The organism is Pseudomonas caricapapayae (assembly GCF_001400735.1).
GTDB classification, from domain to species: Bacteria; Pseudomonadota; Gammaproteobacteria; order Pseudomonadales; family Pseudomonadaceae; genus Aquipseudomonas; species Aquipseudomonas caricapapayae.
Genome location: NZ_LJPW01000173.1, coordinates 80,666 through 98,911 on the forward strand (window position 1 = coordinate 80,666; position 18,246 = coordinate 98,911).

Consider the following 18,246-nt stretch of genomic DNA (forward strand, 5'->3'; position numbering starts at 1 on the left):
CACTACAGGGCTCGGTAGAAGAAGAACAAAAGGGGAACGAACATGAGCAACGCGATCTTGCAAAACAAACCGGCGCTGGCACCCACCAAGAGCAAACGGCGGCTGCCAACCGAATTGAGCATTTTTCTGGTGCTGATCGGCATAGGCCTGATCTTCGAGCTGTTCGGCTGGATCGTCCGTGACCAGAGCTTTCTGCTCAACTCTCAGCGGCTGGTGCTGATGATCCTGCAAGTGTCGATCATCGGCTTGCTGGCTATCGGCGTGACCCAGGTGATTATCACGACAGGCATCGACCTTTCGTCCGGCTCGGTACTGGCGCTGTCGGCAATGATTGCCGCGAGTCTGGCGCAGACTTCCGACTTTTCCCGTGCGGTATTTCCCTCGCTGACCGACCTGCCGGTGTGGATTCCGGTGGTAGCCGGTCTCGGGGTCGGGCTGCTGGCGGGTGCCATCAACGGCAGTATCATAGCCATAACCGGCATTCCGCCGTTTATTGCCACGCTGGGCATGATGGTCTCCGCGCGCGGTCTGGCGCGTTTCTATACCGAAGGTCAACCGGTCAGCATGCTCTCGGACTCCTACACGGCTATCGGACAGGGCGCGATGCCGGTAATCATTTTCCTGGTGGTGGCGGTTATCTTTCACATCGCCCTGCGCTACACCAAGTATGGCAAGTACACCTACGCGATCGGCGGCAACATGCAGGCGGCGCGTACCTCCGGGATTAACGTCAAGCGTCATCTGGTAATCGTCTACAGCATTGCCGGACTGCTGGCCGGGCTGGCGGGCGTGGTCGCTTCGGCGCGGGCCGCAACCGGGCAGGCAGGGATGGGCATGTCCTATGAACTGGACGCCATCGCTGCAGCGGTTATAGGCGGCACGAGTCTTTCCGGTGGGGTAGGTCGGATCACCGGCACTGTGATCGGCGCGCTTATTCTTGGGGTCATGGCCAGTGGTTTCACCTTTGTCGGTGTGGACGCTTATGTTCAGGACATTATCAAAGGGCTGATCATTGTGGTGGCGGTGGTAATCGATCAATATCGCAACAAGCGCAAGACCAAGCGCTGATTGGATAGAGTGTACGAAAGGGCCTTGAAGGCCCTTTTGTGCGTTTGATGTTGCAGGAACCGATTCGCTGTACGTGGGTCAGAGCCTCATCAAGCAGCATGCTGACCGGGTCTTTCGCCCGCATTTAAAGGGTTTTACGGCAATTGCTGCGCAAAAATCCTTCAATTGTGTTGCCGAGCCCGCTAGCCGGCCTTAGACTGCCGCCCCTCGTAAATTGAGTGCCAGGTGGCGCTTGGAGATTATTGGTTTGCACGGCAACGTCAGGCCGCTCCTCAATGCACGTTTTTTTATAGAGAAATAAATGACAAAGGAAAAGTTGCTGGCCATGCCGGCCGATGACTACATGAACGCCGAGCAGCACGCTTTCTTCGTCGAGCTGTTGCAGGGCATGAAGGTCGAGATCCACGAGCGAATCGAGCAGAGCCGTATTGCGATCGAGAGCCTGGACACGCCTGCCGACCCTGCAGACGCCGCTTCGGTCGAAGAAGAGCGTCACTGGCTGGTCAATGTGATCGACCGCGACCAGCGCATGCTGCCCCAGTTGGAAATGGCCCTCTCGCGTATTGCCGACGACACCTTCGGCTGGTGCGACGACAGCGGCGAGCCAATCGGCCTCAAGCGTCTGCTGATCAGCCCGACCACCAAGTATTGCATTGAGGCGCAAGAGCGCCACGAGCAGATCGACAAGCACCAGCGCCAGGCCTGATCACAGGCAGCAGCGACTGAGTGACCAGACCGGGAGGCAAGCGATTGCCTCCCGGTTTTGTTGTGCCCGGAATTTGTCGACGCCTGAATTGCCCGCTACGACCAACAGCGCATGGCATAAGGCCGTTATGTGGCGTTTAATAAGCGCTATAACGATAAATACCGACGGGGTGACGCAGCATGGCCGAGAACCTATCCATGGCAGCCGGATTACCGCTGGCCGATGCTTCAGGCCGTGCATCGAGGTGGTGGGTGCCAGCCGTGCAAAGTACCGTGTTGTGCCTGCTGTTCGCCGCCATGAGTGTGGTCGGCCTGTCTCTTTATGTCGCCATTCCTGTGGCGTTGCTGGTGGCCTGGCTGCCGCTTCTGACGCGCAAGAGGCCGCCGGGCTCACAAGTCGAGGCCGGTGACAGCGATATAGCGCTGCTGACCCGGGATCTTTCCCGCACGACCAGTCACAACGCGCTGTCTGCGGCCCAGGTGGCGTTTTCTGTCGGGCATTTGGCGGGCAAGGTGCAGTCGCAGCTGGGTGCTGCCGGACAGATAGTCAGCAGCGCCGAGCAGATGATCGCCACCGAGCAACAAACCGCCCAATTGAGTCAGCAGGCACTGGTAGCCGCCAGCGAAGCGCGCCAGCGCAGCGAATCGGGAAGCAGTGTTCTGAATGAGTCCATCGAGCGTATGCACATCTTGAGCCAGCGTGCTGTCGGCAGCCGTGAATTGATCGAGGCGCTGAGCCAGCGCAGTGAAGAGATTCAGCGTGTGACGCTGGTCATTCAGTCTATTGCCAGCCAGACCAATCTGCTGGCGCTCAATGCAGCCATTGAAGCCGCCCGCGCCGGTGAGCATGGACGCGGCTTTGCGGTGGTCGCTGACGAAGTGCGCGGGCTTGCTGGACGTACTGCCAGCGCTACCGGGGAAGTCGGGCAGATGGTGGCGGATATCCAGCAGCGCACGGCACAGGTCGTGGAGCAGATCCGCGAGCTGTCGTCCGATCTGGATGTGGGTGTCGAGCAGGTCGAGCTGACCGGCCAGCATCTGGGCAACATCGCCCGGCTTGCGGTTGAGGTAGAAAGCCAGGTCAGCGAAATTGCTCAGGGCGCAAGAAGCAATCAGGACCAGTTGGCGAGCCTGTTCAGCGCCGTAGAGCATATGCGCAGTGATCTAGCCGTCAGTGACGAACAAACCCGGCAACTGGCCAAAGCTGCAGTGCAGATGGAGGGGCAGGCCGAGACCATTAGCCAGCGTCTGGCTCAGGTCGGTCTGGATGATTATCACCAGCGTATCTATGATCTGGCCCGGGAGGGTGCACGGCTGATCGCCGAAAGATTCGAGGCCGATATCCAGCAGGGAAAGGTCAGCCTCGACGACTTGTTCGATCGCAATTACAAACCCGTCCCCGATACGTCGCCCACTCGCTTTACCACGCGTTTTGATCGTTATACCGATCAGGTCCTGCCGGCGTTGCAGGAGCCGTTGCTCTCGCGCCACGAAGGTCTGGTGTTCGCCATCGCCTGTACGCAGCAAGGTTATGTGCCGACGCACAATAATGCGTTCAGTCAGCCTCTGACGGGCGATGCGACGGTGGACAATGCGCGTAACCGAAGCAAACGCAAGTTCGATGATCGTACCGGCATTCGCTGCGGTAGCCACCAGCAGCCGGTGTTGCTGCAAACCTACACCCGTGACACGGGCGAACTGATGCATGACCTGTCTGTGCCCATAATCGTCTGTGGGCGACATTGGGGTGGTTTACGCCTCGGCTACAAACCGCAAGGGCGTTGATCACTGCAGACCGGGGAATCACGCTGGCGAGCGATTCAAATCATTCGCCCCTGTTCAATAAAGTGACGCAGTGGAACGTGGTTGGATGAGTGTGTAGGTATTTATTTATAAATACTAAGTTTACGCCTGTGAAAGGTGTAGGAGTTGTCTGAAAACACGCTGTGCGACTTGACCGCTCACTGTCTTTAAGCAAGCTGTTTAAATCAACGTTATTTACGTTTTGATTTAAGTGCGGCCTTTTCATGGCCTGCCTCTAAGGACGGAAAAGTTATGAGCGATAAATGGAGTGCCCAGCAAACAGCAGCAGTGTCAGACGTGGTCACGCGGCGTGTTACCGCGCGGGTCGGAATTTTCTTCGATGGCACAGGGAATAATCGTATCAACAGTCAAATCGGAGCCGACTGTCAGGCACTGTTTGAAGTCAATGGCGGGCAGCACATTAATGAGTGTGCAGGGCGTCATGTTCATCCTGGCAGTAGTTACAGTAACGATCCAAGCAATATAGCCCGGCTGGTCGATATCTATCGTCTGCAACCTGTTGCCGAAAATGACGGGGAAGGTTTGAAGGTTTATTACTCGATCTATGTAAGCGGAGTAGGTACTACCTCGGGTGGACGTGATTCGGTATGGCCGGGGCAGAGTTTCGGTCGGGGCACCACCGGTGTGGTCTCCAAGGTGGAAAATGCCTTCAGAAAGCTTGAAACGGTGTTGAAAAGATTTCCTCGGGATAACCCTGACTGCGTGCTGGAAGCGCTTGAGCTCGACGTGTTCGGTTTCAGTCGAGGTGCTGCGTCGGCCAGGCATCTGGCCAACGAAATACTGAAACAGGGGGCAGGCATGCTTGAGCCAATACTGCAAAGCCGCAAGGTCAGGCTCAGCGAGCATTTCAACTGGCGCAATGGCAGCGTTCGGCTCAAGGTTATCGGCCTGTTCGATACAGTCGCCGCCATCGGCAGTTTCAAGGACATGGGCAATACCCGGGATGCCAGCAACAGACGGGTCAATCTGTACCTGCCGCCGGGGTGTGCCCAGCAGGTCTTGCATCTGGTGGCTCGAGATGAATCACGACGAAATTTCGCGCTCAACAGCGTGCTGCCAGTGTGGCCCAGGGAAATTGTGCTGCCCGGCGCTCATTCGGATATTGGCGGAGGTTATCCTCCACAAATGGAAGAAAATGTACTGCTCACGCGTCCGCAAAGCAGCCTGGTCAACCGCGACAGCCCGTGCAACACCGCAGCGAGCTGGAAGGAAGCCGAGGCGCGATTGCTCGAAATGAACCGCAGTCACTGGATCGATCCGCTCGATAACCAGGCCTTTCTCAGGGTTCAGGCCTGCGAAAATAAATGTTACCCGTGCAGAAAAACGTTGACCGGGTTGAATGGCATGAGAACGATCGTTGCTGCAGTGGGTATGCATCGACAGGTCTTTGGCCATCTGTCGAGGGTGTCATTGCAGGTCATGCATGCGCTGGCCTGCGACGAAGGCGTACCATTCGAACCGCTGCCAAACAGCCCGGAATTCCAGCTTCCGCCGGAACTCGAGAATATTGCTGCCCGCCTGATCGACTATGCGCGAGGCGGACCTTACCTGCTGGACAGTCAAGATGAGCAGCTGCTGCGCTGGCGTTATATTCATCAATCCGCTCACTGGAACGCAGTGGTCGGCAGGGTGGGTACTTTTAGCGATGCTGTCTTCGTGCATGCTCCGCAACCGGGTGGCCGGGTATTGCATCCCAACGTTGGCCAGCCCGGTTATCCGCAGTAGCAATCAAGGCCCGGGTGGTTCACTCGGGCTTTTTATGCAGACGGACATTCAGCTCGTCTACCGGCATTGCCCATTCAGCGTCCTCATGCAGTTGTTCTTTGAGGAAGTCAGCCTGCTGCGGCGTCCAGAACTCTGCATCGATCAGCTTGACGTCGTCAGGCAGGGTGTGGGTGGTGATGAACGCTTCAATGCTCTTATCGTCAGAGTCGAGCCCCAACTGGGCGAACAGGTCGTTGATGGTAGTTGTAGTCTGTTCCATGTCATCTCCTCGCCGGGGGATATCCCCGTTTCATCAGTTCTCATGGGAGTGGTCGATACACGCAAGAGTTCGATGCATTTGGCCGCTGGGGAAAGATGGCCTTTTGTGCTCTGTCTACAAGTGATATGTTTCCAGCATCGCCGGGCCCACACTGATCGCGAGGATGGAACCCTTCCAGCCTTGAGTCGTGGTCAGGCTGGCTGCCGTTTCATGACGACAGCGCCTGTGCGACACCGCTGTGTACAAAAGGTATATATCCCGTAGCTGCCATGAGCCGGTAGAATTCGCCACCCGCCTGCACAAGGTTTGCGGCGGCGCTTTCAGCGCTTCTGCGTGCAGCGTGCCGGAAAGATTTCCGGCCGCCTGACGCGGTCTATGGATGAATCACTTTCTTGACTGCCCTGACATCAGGCAGCCTCATTTTCATGTTTGAGGGTTTGTACTTTGGCTGTAAGTAATCTGGATACCCACGCCTTGTTCGTGCTCGGCGATCTCCGCGCACAGTTGGTCAAGCAGTTTCAGTCCCGTTTTGTCTATGTCACCGAACAGTCAGCCGAAGGTATTTACATCGCTGAAATCGACACCGAAACCGCGCTGGTGGTCGATGACAAACCGCGCCTTGAACTCAAGGTTGGCGATCATTTCCGCGCTTCCGTGTTGCCAAGCCGAGAAGGTGGCAAGCTCGAATTGAAATTCCGTGAAATCAAGACCACCGTGTATGGCCTGGGCGAATATGCGTTCGTCGATATTCCTGAAGGTCACGGCATTGTGTTCAAGGAAGGTCAGACAGTTTTCATGGTATTTGCTGCAAAAGAGCAATTGCAGACCGGCATGAGCAAACTGTTGAAAGGCGCTGTCGGCAAAGCCGCGAAATGGCGCAAGGGTGAGCTGACCTTCAAGGCCAGCGAGTAACGCAGGCCAGGCTGTCGCTTCAGCCGCCTGCCGACTTTTCATTGCCATTACCGCTGCTGACTTCTGCGGGCACATCGTCACCGGCCATGCGCTTGCGGAACAGCGCCGTTCGCGCCAGCAGCAGGGTGGTGACAGGCACAGTGATCGCCAGCAACACCGGAATCAGCCATGCGTGAATCACCGGCTCTGACTTCAGCGCAGAGAAATAGATGATCGATGCCAGCGCGACGCACCAGGCGCCCAGTGTCGAAGCCAGAGCAGGTGGGTGCATGCGCTGGAAAAAGTCCTTGAGGCGCAGCAGTCCGAGTGCACCGGTCAAGGCGAACAGGCTGCTGGCGATCAGCAGCCCGGCGGTGAGTATTTCAGCCCAGAAGGGCACCGTGTTCGGCAGTCCGGTCATTCGATCACTTCTCCGCGTAGCAGGAATTTGGCCAGAGCAAAGGAGCCGACAAAGCCGAACAGGGCAATCAGCATGGCCGCTTCGAAATACGTGTCACTGGCGTAGCGGATACCCAGCACCAGCATCATCAGCATGGCAATGATGTAAAGGTAGTCCAGTGCCAGGACCCGGTCCTGTGCTGAAGGCCCCTTCAGCAGACGAAGCAGGGTGATGACCATCGCCAGGGCGAAAATCAGCAGGCTGATCAGGATGGCGTTGTCGAGCAGTGCACTCATTGAAAGATCTCCATCAACGGACGCTCATAGGTGGTCTTGAAGTGCTCGATGAATTGCGCCTCGTCTTCAAGGTCGAAGACGTGCATCAACAGTATGCTGCGATCCAGCGCCAGTTCCGACCACACAGTCCCTGGCACCACCGTCGTGACCGCCGCCAATGCGGCGAGACCGTGGGCGTCGTGCAGGTCCAGGGGAATACGCACGAAGGCCGATCGTGGCGGACGCCCCTCTAGTCGCCATACGCTCAAACCGACCTGAAGGTTGGAAATCACTACATCCCGGCCTACCCGCCACAGAAATTTCAGGATTGTGCCGGGTTTGCGGATGCGCACCGGTAGCGGGCGCAGTGGCGCCATCAGTAGCGGAGCAAGAAAACCCAGCACCGCGCCCAGCAGCAGGTGGCCGGGGCTGATCGACAGGTTCAATACCAGCCACAGCAGCCAAAGTGCCAGGGAGAGGAGCGGGGCGGGAAACAGGCGCTTCATGGTTGTCCCTCCAAACTCATGTCCTGACTGGTAGGGCCGGGTATCGGACGCGTGGCAAGAACCGACTGCACATACTGTTTGGGCTCATGCAGTGCCGCAGCGGTGTCCTGGGTATAGCGCAACAGGGGCTCGGCCTTGAACGTCAGCGCAACGCACAGGCCCAGCAGGATGACGATCGGCAGGCATTCGTTACGGCGCAACAGCGGCGAAGGACGCTCGTGCGGCGTCCAGAAGCGTTGCGTGCCAAGCCTTGCAAAAGCGATCAGCGACGCCAGTCCGGAAAAGATCAGCAAAGCGATCAGCATCCAGGCCTGGGGCGAGAGCGCTTCATCCTGCGCTACGTCCAGCCCCAGCGGGTTCATCAGAGCGCTCAACAGCGTGAGTTTGCCGATAAAACCCGACAGCGGCGGCATGCCGATGATCAGCAGCGCGCAGGCGATAAAGCTCAGGCCCAGAAAAGCCATGGTCATGGGGATGACCTGACCGACCACGACCTTCTGTTCATCGTCCAGGTTGGCGCCAGGAGGTGGATGCAGAGACTCCAGGGCCCGGGGCAATTGATCCACGTCGTCCTCCAGCGGGATCTCATTGGCCGAGCGCGAGCGTTCGATCAATTCACCGAGCAGGAACATGGCGCTCAGCGCCAGCGTCGAACTGACCATATAGAACAGTGCGCCCGAGGTCAGGCTGGGTTGGGCGAAACCGACTGCGGACAGCAGAATACCCGCCGATACCAGTATGCTCAGGCTGGCAAGGCGCTCCAAGCGCTGGGCGGCGATGATTGCAATCGCTGCAGTGAAGATCGTCGCCATGCCGCCGTAGATCAACCAGTCACCGCCAAAGAATGCCGATGCCCCGGCCTGGCCGGAAAACAGGAGCGTCCACAGGCGCAGCAGGGTGTAAACGCCCACTTTGGTCATGATCGCAAACATTGCCGCTACCGGCGCGCTGGCCGCCGAATAGGCCGGGACCAGCCAGAAGTTCAGTGGCCACATGCCTGCCTTGGCCAGAAATGCCGTGGCGAGAATGGCAGCGCCGGCATGCAGCAGGCCCAGGTCGGACTCCGCTACTTGAGGAATCTTGATCGCCAGGTCAGCGAAGTTCAGCGTGCCGGTCACTCCGTAGATCAGTGCAGCGCCGATCAGGAACAGCGACGACGCCAGCAGGTTGATTGAAATGTAATGCAGGCCGGTCGATACCCGAGCCCGGCCAGAACCATGCAGCATCAAGCCGTAGGACGCTGCCAGCAGGACCTCGAAGAACACGAACAGGTTGAACAGGTCGGCGGTCAGGAATGCGCCGTACAGGCCCATGAGCTGGATCTGGAACAGTGCGTGGAAACTGGCACCGGCCCGGTCCCAGCGCGCCAGCGCGAACAGCAGCGCGCAGACACCGACAATCCCGGTCAGCACCAGCATCAGTGCCGACAGGTGGTCCACCACCAGCACGATACCGAATGGCACTCCCCAGTTGCCCGGCAGGTAGACACCAATGGAGCCGCTGCTGCCGCTGTGCTGTACCCAGAAAAACAGCACCACGGAAATGCCCAGGCCGAGAATGCTGGAGAACAGGTTGATGCGCCCTTTGAGTGGCCGATGCTTTTCGCCCAGCCAGAGCATCAGCCCTGCGGTCAGCAGCGGCAGCAGGATCGGTGCGATGATCAGTTGGTTCAGCCAGCTCATGCCTTGGGCTCCCGGCCATCTACATGGTCGGTGCCGGTCAGGCCTCTGGAAGCAAGCAATACCACCAGAAACAGCGCTGTCATGGCGAAGCTGATCACGATGGCGGTCAACACCAGCGCCTGCGGCAGCGGATCAGTGTAATTGAGCAGGTCCTGCGGAATGCCGTCTTTGATGATCGGTTCTCTGCCGATGAACAGGCTGCCCATGCTGAAAATGAACAGGTTGACCCCGTAAGACAGCAGGCACAGCCCCATGACGACCTGAAAGGTGCGTGGCCGCAGGATCAGCCAGACACCCGAGGCGGCCAGCACACCGATGGCGATTGCAATGACTTCTTCCATCAGAGGATTCCTTGCGGGTTGGCGACAGGTTTGGGCAACTGGGTCGGACGATGGCTGCGCACCGACTGGTGCGCCAGTGCGGTCAGGATCAGCAGCGTCGATCCGACCACTACGGCGTATACGCCGACATCGAAGAACAGCGCGCTGGCGATGTGGATATCGCCCAGAATCGGCAAGTCGACGTGCGCGGTGTGTGTGGTCATGAACGGATAACCCAGCAGCATTGAGCCGGCTCCGGTCAGAACCGCACACAGCAGGCCCGTACCCATCCAGCGTAACGGCCGCAGGCTCATTTGCGCCTCTACCCACTGCGTGCCTGCAACCATGTATTGCAGAAGGAACGCCACCGACATCACCAGACCGGCAACGAACCCGCCGCCTGGCTGGTTGTGACCGCGCACGAACAGGTACATCGAGACGATGAAGGCAATCGGCAACAGCAATCGCACCAGTGCGGCAGGCACCATCATGAAACCGAGCGCCGTATCGCTGGCGCTGCGCGGGTTGACCAGGTCGGTCACCACGTCACGCGCCAACAGGCGTTGCTGTGTGGGCAGCAGGATGCTTTCCTTCGGCGGGCGGAAGCGTCGCAATAGGGCGAACACCGTCAGGGCCACCGCTGCCAGCACAGTGATTTCGCCAAACGTATCGAAGCCGCGGAAATCTACCAGCATCACGTTGACCACGTTGGTGCCCCCGCCTTGAGGCAGCGCACGGCTAAGGTAAAAGGACGAGATGGCGTTGGGTGTCTGGCGGGTCAGCATGGCATAGGACAATATCGCCATGCCCAGCCCGACGAGCACTGCCAGACCGAAGTCGCGTATCCGCCGGGTGCGAGCACGCAGGCGCGCACTGAGCGGGGCCACGTCTTCATTGCGGCGTGGCAGCCAGCGCAGACCGAGCAGGATCAGCACGGTGGTCACCACTTCGACGACCAGTTGGGTCAGCGCCAGATCGGGTGCCGAGAACCAGACAAAAGTGATGCAGGTCATCAGGCCGCAAACGCTGACCATGACCAGTGCCGCCAGGCGGTGATATTTACCCTGCCAGGCAGCGCCGATTGCGCAGGCAATCGCGATAAGCCAAAGCGTGACAAAGACCCCGGACCCCGGAATCTTTGGCCGGTCGCCCCAGGTCAAACCACTGAAATACATCGGAATGAAGCCGCCCAGAACGGCTGCCAGTACCAGCAGAAACAATTGCGGCTGCAAGCGTCGAGTGCTGACCTTGCGCTCGAAACGTCGCGCCCAGTGCATCATCACAACCTGGCTGCGTTCGAAGAAACGCTTGCCGTTGAGTCGTCCCACCAGCGGCGGGGCGGTGATGCGCTCCTGCTTGAGGGGCTTGCGCAACAATAGATACAGAATGATACCGCCAGCCATCGCCACCAGACTCATGACCATCGGCAGGTTCCAGCCGTGCCAGATTGCCAGGCTGTACTCGGGCAGCGTGCCGCCGACTACAGGCCGCGCCGCCGCCGCCAGCAGCGGGGCCACCGACTGCGCCGGGAAAATCCCCACGACCAGACACGTCAGCACCAACAGCTCGACGGGCGCACGCATCCAGCGCGGTGGCTCATGGGGCAAGTGCGGCAAGTCCTTTGCCGCAGGACCGAAAAACACGTCGACGGTGAAGCGCAGCGAGTAGGCAACGCTGAATATCCCGGCGATAGTCGCGATCACCGGCAAGGCAATCTCGACCCAGGCAGTGGCGGAAATGAACACGGTTTCGGCAAAGAACATCTCTTTGGACAGAAACCCGTTGAGCAGCGGCACCCCTGCCATTGAAGCGCTGGCGACCATCGCCAGTGTCGCGGTGTAGGGAAGCAGCTTCACCAGCCCGCTCAGGCGCCGAATGTCCCGGGTTCCGCTCTCGTGGTCGATGATTCCGGCCGCCATGAACAGCGAAGCCTTGAAGGTGGCGTGGTTGAGAATGTGAAAGACTGCGGCTACCGCGGCCAGCGGGCTGTTCAGACCCAGCAACAGCGTGATCAGACCCAGATGGCTGATCGTGGAGTAGGCCAGCAGGCCTTTCAGATCATTCTGAAAGATAGCTGCATAGGCACCCAGAATCAGCGTACAGGCACCTGCGCCGCTGACGATCCAGAACCATTGCTCGGTGCCTGACAGCGCCGGCCACATCCGCGCCATGAGAAACACCCCGGCCTTGACCATGGTCGCCGAGTGCAGATACGCCGACACCGGCGTGGGCGCTGCCATCGCATGAGGCAGCCAGAAATGAAAAGGGAACTGGGCGCTTTTGGTCAGTGCGCCGATCAGGATCAGGGTCAGCAATATCGGGTACAGGGCATGGGCGCGAATTGCGTCTCCGGACGCCAGTACCCGGTCCAGGTCATAACTGCCTGCCACATGCCCGAGGATCATCATGCCCGCCAGCAACGCCAGACCGCCCGCGCCGGTGACCATTAACGCCATGTAAGCGCCGCGTCGTGCATCGGCGCGGTGATGCCAGTAACCGATCAGCAGGAACGAGAACAGGCTGGTCAGCTCCCAGAAAAACACGATTTGAATCAGATTGCCGGACATTACCAGCCCGAGCATTGCACCCATGAACGCCAGGAAAAACGCGAAGAAGCGCGGCACCGGATCGTCTGGCGACATGTAGTAGCGAGCGTAGAGCGAGACCAGCGCACCAATGCCCAGCACCAGCATCGAGAACAGCCAGGCGAAGCCATCGATACGCAGAACGAAGTTCATTCCCAGGCTAGGCAGCCAGAAATACTCTTCGCGAATCACGCCGCCGTCGGCGATCTGCGGGAACCACAACGCCATCTGGATGGCGCCGATCAGGGCAACCAGACCCGCCAGAAACGATTCTGCGTTACGCGCGTTGTGCGGCAGGAACGCCGCCAGACAGCTGCCGATGAAAGGCAGAAGCAGTAGAACTATCAGGGACATAGGCTTCTAATCTGCAGGGGAATGTCAAGCATCATACGTGCCAGACACCCCGATACCAAAGGGACTGTTTCCGAAATTTCCTACAAAAAGTGTCTGCTGTTTTCAAGACAGCAGATCGTTGTCATGAAACAGGTATGTAACGGCGAAGCGAGCACCTGGCTCAATCGGCTCTGGACACGCCTTGTTCCTTGATGAGGCTCTGTTCGGCGGGCGCAGAGCGCCGCTTCATTTCGCTGACGATCACCCCGGCTACAATCAAGGCTGCACCCAGCAGGGCGATGCCCGGCAAGCGCTCACCGGCCAGTCTTCCGACAATCCCGGCCCAGACCGGTTCACCCGCATAGATCACGGTGGCACGCGTGGGCGAAACACTTTTCTGTGCCCAGTTCATGGCGATCTGAATAACCGCACTCATTGCGCCAAGGCCCACGGCACTGAGCACCAGCACCCAGGAAAAAACCGGCAGGCGTTCCTGGGTGGGGACAATCATCAGAAAGGCCAGAGCTGAAGCGGTTGCCAGCTGCACCACGGTAACTCTGCGTACATCGACCTTGCCGGCATAGGCACTGATCATGATGATCTCGGCAGCTATGGCCACGGCACTGATCAGCGTCACGATCTCGCCAGAGCTGAGTTGCAGGGCAGTACCTTGCGGTCCGGCGACCAGCATCAGCCCGGCAAAGGCGAGGATGATGCCCAGCGTCGGCATCAGACCTGGTCTTCGTCCAAGCACCAGCCATTGCAATAAAGGCACGCAAGGCACATAGAGCGCCGTGATGAACGCGGACTGGCTGCTGGGAATGCTCTGCAATCCGATGGTCTGCAGGCCATAACCGAGCATGATGCAGGTGCCGATGAAGACCCCGGCCTTGAGTTCAAGAAAAGTCAGACCGCGCAGCACCTTCGTCGAAAACAGCGCTACGATAAGCGCCGCTGCGGCAAAACGCAGACCGACGAAAAACATCGGGCCGCTGACGGTCATCGCGTGCTGGACCAGCAGGAAGGTGCCTCCCCAGAGCATGGTGATCATAATCAGCACGGCTTCTGCCTTGCTGATGCAGGGTAGACGGCTGATAGACTTCATGTCAGCTCGGGACTCCTGTGAAGGGCTATGCGTACGTCAAGCGCTGGACACCCTGACGTCGTCTTTGGAATGGGCAGTATAATGCGCAACGGTTTGATGTGAGTACTTGAATGCACAAAGAGAATACTCAACGCCCTCCGGTGTTGCAGCACGTCAGCCAGAACGTGCGCCGTTTGCGCAACGACGCCGACCTCAGTCAGACCGCTCTGGCGGAAAAGTCCGGGGTCAGCCGCCGCATGCTGGTCGCTATCGAAGCGGGCGAGAAAAACGTCAGTCTGGCAACACTGGACCGGGTGGCTGAAGCGTTGGAGGTGGCGTTCAGCGACCTGATTCAGGCCCCCGAAAATCGTGATTACAGCCGTATCAACGAACTGGCATGGGCCGGTACGATTTCAGGCAGCAAGGCCGTGCTGCTCGCCAGGGCGGTTGCCCGGCAAGAAGTGGAGTTGTGGGAGTTCTGTCTGGAGCCTGGGGATGCCTACGTGTCGGAAGCCGATCCGGATGGCTGGAGTGAACAGGTCTATATCGTGGAAGGGCATCTGACCCTGCGCTTCTCGGACCCTGCTGCCGTGCAGCAGGTCGGCCCTGGCGAGTTCTTCATGTTCCCCAGCAATCAGCCACACCGTTATTGCAATGAGGCTGATACACCCCTGCGTTTTGTGCGTAACGTCGTGCTCTGACCTTCCGACTCTTCTATTGCAATCCGACCGAGGCGCTGTTCGATGACCGAAGACCCTAACCAGACGGCTGACATTCTGATCATTGGCGGCGGTCTGAGCGGCACCCTGCTGGCGGTGCAGTTGCTGCGCAGAGCCGGCCAGCGTCGAATCCTGATCATCGAGACCCGCAGCGAGCTCGGCAGGGGCGAGGCTTACAGTGCAACGGAGCCGGGCCATACGCTCAATGGCAACGCGGCGCGGATGAGTGTCGATCCGGACGATCCGGATGACCTCACGCACTGGCTGACGGCCTATCTGGCCGAGGGCGGCTGGCCTGAAGCCGCCGTGCAAAAGGTTCCGGTCGCCGAGCTGTTTCCGCCGCGTGGCGTGTTCGGGCTTTATGTGCAGCAGCGCTTGCGTGAGGCCCGTGAAGCTGGCGAAGCGGCTGCTTCCATGGTAATGCATGTGCGCGGCGAAGCCGTCGATGTGCAGGTCCATGAACAGGGTGTGAGCGTCACGCTGGCTGACGGTCGCCTGTTGCGCGGCAGCCAGGCCGTGCTGGCGACGGGTATGTACGCCGCTTCGCGCACCCCCCGGCGCGAGTCGAACGAGCTGAACGCGGCAGCGCTGGATCCCTGGAATGTGCAGGCAATGGAGCAGCTCGATCCACAGTCCAGAGTGCTGATCATCGGCTCCGGCCTGACCATGGTCGATGCGCTGGTCTCGCTGGAAAAAGCCGGGCATCGCGGGCCGATTCAGGTCTATTCCCGGCACGGCCTGCTGCCCCATGTTCGACGCCAGCCGCCGGAGTGGTCCGACTTTCTGGCCCAGGACCCGAGTATTCGCAGCACTCGGCAACTGGTACGCAAGGTCCGCGAGCAATGCGAGCTGGCCATCGAGAGCGGCATCGATTGGCAGGCCCCGCTGGACACCGTGCGCGCCAACGTCGGCAGGCTGTGGAATCAGGCCAGCGACAGGCAGCGCCGCCAGTTCGTCCGCCATGTACGGCCCTGGTGGGAAAGCCATCACCATCGCTCTCCGCCACCCAGTGCTGCGCTGCTGGCAAAGCTGATCAGGCAAGGACGGCTGAGCATTGACGCCGCGTCATTGCAAAGTGTCGCAAGCCTGCCTTCCGGTCAGGTGCAGATCAGCGTTCGTCGGCGCGGTGACAGCAATCCCACGCAGATCCTCGGCGATGCCCTGATCAATTCCACGGGTATTGAATATGACTGGCGGCGAGTGGATCGCCCGCTGCCTCGGCAACTGCTGGAGCGCGGATTGATCCAGCCGGGACCTTTGGCGCTGGGCATCGCTGCCGATGCCGGTGGCGCGGTGCTCGACGCGCACGGTCACTGCTCGTCACGCCTGTTCGCCATGGGCCCGCCGCTGCGCGGCATGTGGTGGGAAAGCACCGCAGTGACCGATGTCGCACTCCAGGCCAAGGCGCTGGCAATGCGCTTGCCATGAGGTGCCGCCGCGTGATGGCCGGACGCAAAGCGTCTGCAACGGCATGCCCACGCGCAGCGCGGGCACCATAGCGTCTTGCGGATACCGCTCGTTCCCTCACGCTCCAGCGTGTAAAGGCCTTGCGTGACGCTCCGCGTCACCTGCCTGTGTATTACACCGACAGGTGCAACATTCGGTCGCCCTGCACGTTTTCACCCGGCCTGCGTTTGTTGACTGCCAGTTCACCGATCTTTATCAGTCGCGTACGTGTGACATTTCGCGTCAGGCCCAGCAAGCTGGCCGTGTGCACCTGATTATGGTGACAGAAGCGGTAGGCCGTTCTGAGCAATGTGTCTTCGACCTTCTCGTGCAATGCGCCGGCCTGTTCTTCGAACAACTTTTGAAACGCCCGATTGAGCAACTGTTCGGCAGATTCGTCAGGCGGATTCTGTTCGTCCTGACGCTCGATTCTCAGGTTCGACAGGCGCAGATCATCACGCTGAATGACGCCTTCCCGGCAGACCAGCAAGGTGTGATGAATGACGTTTTCCAGCTCGCGAATATTGCCTGGCCAACTGTAGGTCCTGAGCTTGTGCTCGGCTTCTGCACTGATTCTTACCGGGCCATGGCGCAGGCGCTGGCTATAGACCTCGATAAAGTGCCGCGCCAACGGCAGGATGTCGCCGGGCCGGTCGCGCAACGGGCTCAGTTCCAGGTTGACCACGTCCAGCCGGTAGTAAAGATCCTCGCGAAAATGCCCGGCGTTGATGGCTTTTTCCAGTTGTACGTTGGTGGCCGCGAGCACCCGCACGTCAATCGGCACGCTTTTGCGCGAGCCCAGACGGACGACTTCCCGTTCTTGAAGTACGCGCAGCAGCTTGACCTGCAGTGTCATGGGCAGGTCGCCGATTTCATCGAGAAACAGCGTGCCGCCGTTGGCCTCCTCGAACCAGCCAGCCTTGGCGCTGATCGCCCCGGTAAAGGCGCCTTTCTCGTGGCCGAACAACTCGGCCTCGATCAGGTTCTCGGAGAACGCGCCGCAGTTGACCGCCACGAACGGCTTGTCGCGACGTGCACTCAGCTCGTGGACGTGCCGTGCCACCAGCTCTTTGCCGGTACCGGTTTCACCAATGATCAGTACGCTGGCATCGCTGGGCGCAACCTGTCGCACATGAGCGAGCAAGGCCCTGGACTTGGGGTCCTCGAACACCTGCGCAGTAGCCCTGATCGAGGTCGCCAGCGCAGGCGAGTGCGGTAAGGTCAGCAGTTGCCCGGACATCACTTGGCCTGCGGGGGCAGATCGTTGGCGATCATTTCGCCGAACGGGCCCGTCAGGTTGGTGATGCCACGCCCCGCCAGACTGGCGTAGGGTTCAGGCAGCAACGGGAAGACCAGCTCGGCAAAGCGATACGCTTCTTCCAGATGCGGGTAGCCCGAGAAAATGAAGCTCTCGATGCCCAGGTCCGCGTATTCCTTGATGCGCGCCGCGACTTCTTCAGGGTTGCCGACCAGCGCCGTGCCTGCGCCACCGCGTACCAGGCCGACGCCCGCCCACAGGTTGGGAGCAATCTCCAGATTGTCGCGGCGGCCGTCATGCAGGGCAGCCATGCGTCGCTGGCCTTCGGAATCAAAGCGCGAGAAGGACTTCTGGGCTGCGGCAATGGTTTCATCACTGATGTGTTCGATCAGCGTGCTCGCAGCTTTCCAGGCTTCTTCACTGGTTTCGCGCACGATAACGTGCAGGCGAATGCCAAACTTCACGGTACGTCCCTTGCGGGCTGCCCGTTCGCGAACATCGGCCAGCTTCTGAGCCACGGCGGCCGGCGGCTCGCCCCAGGTCAGGTACACATCCACCTGATCGGCAGCAAGGTCATGTGCTGCGTCGGAGGAACCACCGAAGTACAGCGGCGGATAAGGCTTCTGAATCGGCGGGTAGAGCGCTTTGGCGTTCTGTACGCGCAGGTGCTTGCCTTCGAAATCGACCGCTTCGCCCTGCAATACCCGACGCCAGATCTGCAGGAATTCGTCGGTGACTTCATAGCGCTCACTGTGATCGAGGAAACTGCCGTCGCCGCGATTTTCGTCCGGATCGCCACCTGTCACTACGTTGATCAGCAAACGGCCGCCGGAAAGACGATCGAGTGTGGCTGCCATGCGAGCCGAAACAGTTGGGGAAATGATGCCTGGACGGATCGCCACCAGGTATTTCAGGCGCTCGGTCAATGGCACCAGCGCCGAAGCGATGACCCATGAGTCTTCGCAGGAACGGCCGGTTGGAATCAGTACCCCGTGATAGCCCAGATCATCGGCGGCCTGCGCGACCTGCTTCAGATAATTGAGGGTCACGGGACGTGCGCCCTTTGTCGTGCCCAGATAATGGCCGTCGCCGTGAGTCGGAAGAAACCAGAAAACGTTCATGACAAATCCTTGCAAGTGATCAGCTGAGTGAAAGCTGACGGGACC

General features: G+C 59.6%; 17 protein-coding genes. 7 read left to right on the forward strand and 10 right to left on the reverse strand.

The annotated features are described in order from the left end of the window. Positions 1 to 42: 42 nt before the first annotated feature. The 4 genes from ALO80_RS26500 (at position 43) to ALO80_RS26515 (ending at position 5,322) form a co-directional block, all read left to right on the forward strand. A complete protein-coding gene (locus ALO80_RS26500) occupies positions 43 to 1,068 on the forward strand; it encodes an ABC transporter permease (protein ID WP_055005366.1) in 1,026 nt (341 codons plus the stop codon). A gap of 301 nt (positions 1,069 to 1,369) precedes the next feature. Further along, on the forward strand, positions 1,370 to 1,774 hold the full coding sequence (locus tag ALO80_RS26505; RefSeq protein WP_002554078.1) for a TraR/DksA family transcriptional regulator: 405 nt from the start codon (positions 1,370 to 1,372) through the stop codon (positions 1,772 to 1,774). 563 nt (positions 1,775 to 2,337) lie between these two features. Further along, entirely contained in the window at positions 2,338 to 3,558 is a 1,221-nt protein-coding gene (locus ALO80_RS26510) for a methyl-accepting chemotaxis protein (protein ID WP_375233013.1), read from the forward strand. A 270-nt stretch (positions 3,559 to 3,828) separates the two neighbouring features. Then, positions 3,829 to 5,322, forward strand: a complete 1,494-nt coding sequence (locus ALO80_RS26515) for a T6SS phospholipase effector Tle1-like catalytic domain-containing protein (protein ID WP_055011121.1) — start codon at positions 3,829 to 3,831, stop codon at positions 5,320 to 5,322. Between the two features lie 19 nt (positions 5,323 to 5,341). Here ALO80_RS26515 and ALO80_RS26520 read toward each other — a convergent pair whose 3' ends face one another. Beyond that, the gene (locus tag ALO80_RS26520) at positions 5,342 to 5,581 is read right to left on the reverse strand and encodes a DUF2789 domain-containing protein (protein WP_055011122.1); all 240 of its coding nucleotides are present in this window, start codon (positions 5,579 to 5,581) and stop codon (positions 5,342 to 5,344) included. Positions 5,582 to 6,025: 444 nt separating this feature from the next. On the opposite strand from ALO80_RS26520, the gene ALO80_RS26525 reads away from it, so the two are divergent. Further along, positions 6,026 to 6,493 carry a hypothetical protein gene (locus ALO80_RS26525; protein ID WP_055011123.1) on the forward strand — a complete coding sequence of 156 codons (468 nt, stop codon included), beginning with the start codon at positions 6,026 to 6,028 and terminating at the stop codon, positions 6,491 to 6,493. A 19-nt stretch (positions 6,494 to 6,512) separates the two neighbouring features. Here the strand turns inward: ALO80_RS26525 and ALO80_RS26530 are convergent, their stop codons facing one another. The 7 genes from ALO80_RS26530 to ALO80_RS26560 all read right to left on the reverse strand — a co-directional run bounded on the left by ALO80_RS26530 (position 6,513) and on the right by ALO80_RS26560 (position 13,678). Continuing rightward, a complete protein-coding gene (locus ALO80_RS26530; RefSeq protein WP_054986470.1) occupies positions 6,513 to 6,893 on the reverse strand; it encodes a Na+/H+ antiporter subunit G in 381 nt (126 codons plus the stop codon). After that, a complete protein-coding gene (locus ALO80_RS26535) occupies positions 6,890 to 7,168 on the reverse strand; it encodes a K+/H+ antiporter subunit F (RefSeq protein WP_002554071.1) in 279 nt (92 codons plus the stop codon). The genes ALO80_RS26530 and ALO80_RS26535 overlap by 4 nt, the downstream gene beginning before the upstream one ends. Next, on the reverse strand, positions 7,165 to 7,653 hold the full coding sequence (locus ALO80_RS26540; protein ID WP_054986471.1) for a Na+/H+ antiporter subunit E: 489 nt from the start codon (positions 7,651 to 7,653) through the stop codon (positions 7,165 to 7,167). Before ALO80_RS26540 ends, ALO80_RS26535 begins: the two co-directional genes overlap by 4 nt. Beyond that, positions 7,650 to 9,335, reverse strand: coding sequence for a monovalent cation/H+ antiporter subunit D (locus tag ALO80_RS26545; RefSeq protein ID WP_055011124.1), 1,686 nt, complete (start codon positions 9,333 to 9,335; stop codon positions 7,650 to 7,652). The genes ALO80_RS26540 and ALO80_RS26545 overlap by 4 nt, the downstream gene beginning before the upstream one ends. Next, positions 9,332 to 9,676, reverse strand: a complete 345-nt coding sequence (locus ALO80_RS26550; RefSeq protein WP_002554068.1) for a Na+/H+ antiporter subunit C — start codon at positions 9,674 to 9,676, stop codon at positions 9,332 to 9,334. The genes ALO80_RS26545 and ALO80_RS26550 overlap by 4 nt, the downstream gene beginning before the upstream one ends. Next, positions 9,676 to 12,594, reverse strand: coding sequence for a monovalent cation/H+ antiporter subunit A (locus tag ALO80_RS26555; protein ID WP_055011125.1), 2,919 nt, complete (start codon positions 12,592 to 12,594; stop codon positions 9,676 to 9,678). The genes ALO80_RS26550 and ALO80_RS26555 overlap by 1 nt, the downstream gene beginning before the upstream one ends. Before the next feature lie 160 nt (positions 12,595 to 12,754). After that, positions 12,755 to 13,678 (reverse strand): DMT family transporter, encoded by a 924-nt coding sequence (locus ALO80_RS26560; RefSeq protein WP_055011126.1) that lies wholly within the window; start codon positions 13,676 to 13,678, stop codon positions 12,755 to 12,757. A gap of 110 nt (positions 13,679 to 13,788) precedes the next feature. On the opposite strand from ALO80_RS26560, the gene ALO80_RS26565 reads away from it, so the two are divergent. Next, positions 13,789 to 14,358, forward strand: a complete 570-nt coding sequence (locus ALO80_RS26565) for a helix-turn-helix domain-containing protein (RefSeq protein WP_054986475.1) — start codon at positions 13,789 to 13,791, stop codon at positions 14,356 to 14,358. A gap of 42 nt (positions 14,359 to 14,400) precedes the next feature. Then, positions 14,401 to 15,804, forward strand: a complete 1,404-nt coding sequence (locus ALO80_RS26570; protein ID WP_055011127.1) for an FAD/NAD(P)-binding protein — start codon at positions 14,401 to 14,403, stop codon at positions 15,802 to 15,804. A gap of 151 nt (positions 15,805 to 15,955) precedes the next feature. On the opposite strand, the gene ALO80_RS26575 is transcribed toward ALO80_RS26570, so the two are convergent. Both ALO80_RS26575 and ssuD read right to left on the reverse strand, forming a co-directional pair. Continuing rightward, positions 15,956 to 17,062 (reverse strand): sigma-54 interaction domain-containing protein, encoded by a 1,107-nt coding sequence (locus ALO80_RS26575; RefSeq protein WP_055011128.1) that lies wholly within the window; start codon positions 17,060 to 17,062, stop codon positions 15,956 to 15,958. Then, positions 17,062 to 18,201, reverse strand: coding sequence for an FMNH2-dependent alkanesulfonate monooxygenase (gene ssuD / locus ALO80_RS26580; RefSeq protein WP_054986478.1), 1,140 nt, complete (start codon positions 18,199 to 18,201; stop codon positions 17,062 to 17,064). The genes ALO80_RS26575 and ssuD overlap by 1 nt, the downstream gene beginning before the upstream one ends. Positions 18,202 to 18,246: the final 45 nt, after the last annotated feature.

Coding starts and splice junctions, on each gene's coding strand:
- ALO80_RS26570 (WP_055011127.1), top strand. CDS start 14,401: ATGACCGAAGACCCTAACCAGACGGCTGACATTCTGATCATTGGCGGC.
- ALO80_RS26520 (WP_055011122.1), bottom strand. CDS start 5,581: ATGGAACAGACTACAACTACCATCAACGACCTGTTCGCCCAGTTGGGG.
- ALO80_RS26560 (WP_055011126.1), bottom strand. CDS start 13,678: ATGAAGTCTATCAGCCGTCTACCCTGCATCAGCAAGGCAGAAGCCGTG.
- ssuD (WP_054986478.1), bottom strand. CDS start 18,201: ATGAACGTTTTCTGGTTTCTTCCGACTCACGGCGACGGCCATTATCTG.
- ALO80_RS26535 (WP_002554071.1), bottom strand. CDS start 7,168: ATGAGTGCACTGCTCGACAACGCCATCCTGATCAGCCTGCTGATTTTC.
- ALO80_RS26500 (WP_055005366.1), top strand. CDS start 43: ATGAGCAACGCGATCTTGCAAAACAAACCGGCGCTGGCACCCACCAAG.
- ALO80_RS26530 (WP_054986470.1), bottom strand. CDS start 6,893: ATGACCGGACTGCCGAACACGGTGCCCTTCTGGGCTGAAATACTCACC.
- ALO80_RS26545 (WP_055011124.1), bottom strand. CDS start 9,335: ATGAGCTGGCTGAACCAACTGATCATCGCACCGATCCTGCTGCCGCTG.
- ALO80_RS26540 (WP_054986471.1), bottom strand. CDS start 7,653: ATGAAGCGCCTGTTTCCCGCCCCGCTCCTCTCCCTGGCACTTTGGCTG.
- ALO80_RS26565 (WP_054986475.1), top strand. CDS start 13,789: ATGCACAAAGAGAATACTCAACGCCCTCCGGTGTTGCAGCACGTCAGC.
- ALO80_RS26510 (WP_375233013.1), top strand. CDS start 2,338: ATGATCGCCACCGAGCAACAAACCGCCCAATTGAGTCAGCAGGCACTG.
- ALO80_RS26515 (WP_055011121.1), top strand. CDS start 3,829: ATGAGCGATAAATGGAGTGCCCAGCAAACAGCAGCAGTGTCAGACGTG.
- ALO80_RS26550 (WP_002554068.1), bottom strand. CDS start 9,676: ATGGAAGAAGTCATTGCAATCGCCATCGGTGTGCTGGCCGCCTCGGGT.
- ALO80_RS26505 (WP_002554078.1), top strand. CDS start 1,370: ATGACAAAGGAAAAGTTGCTGGCCATGCCGGCCGATGACTACATGAAC.
- ALO80_RS26555 (WP_055011125.1), bottom strand. CDS start 12,594: ATGTCCCTGATAGTTCTACTGCTTCTGCCTTTCATCGGCAGCTGTCTG.
- ALO80_RS26575 (WP_055011128.1), bottom strand. CDS start 17,062: ATGTCCGGGCAACTGCTGACCTTACCGCACTCGCCTGCGCTGGCGACC.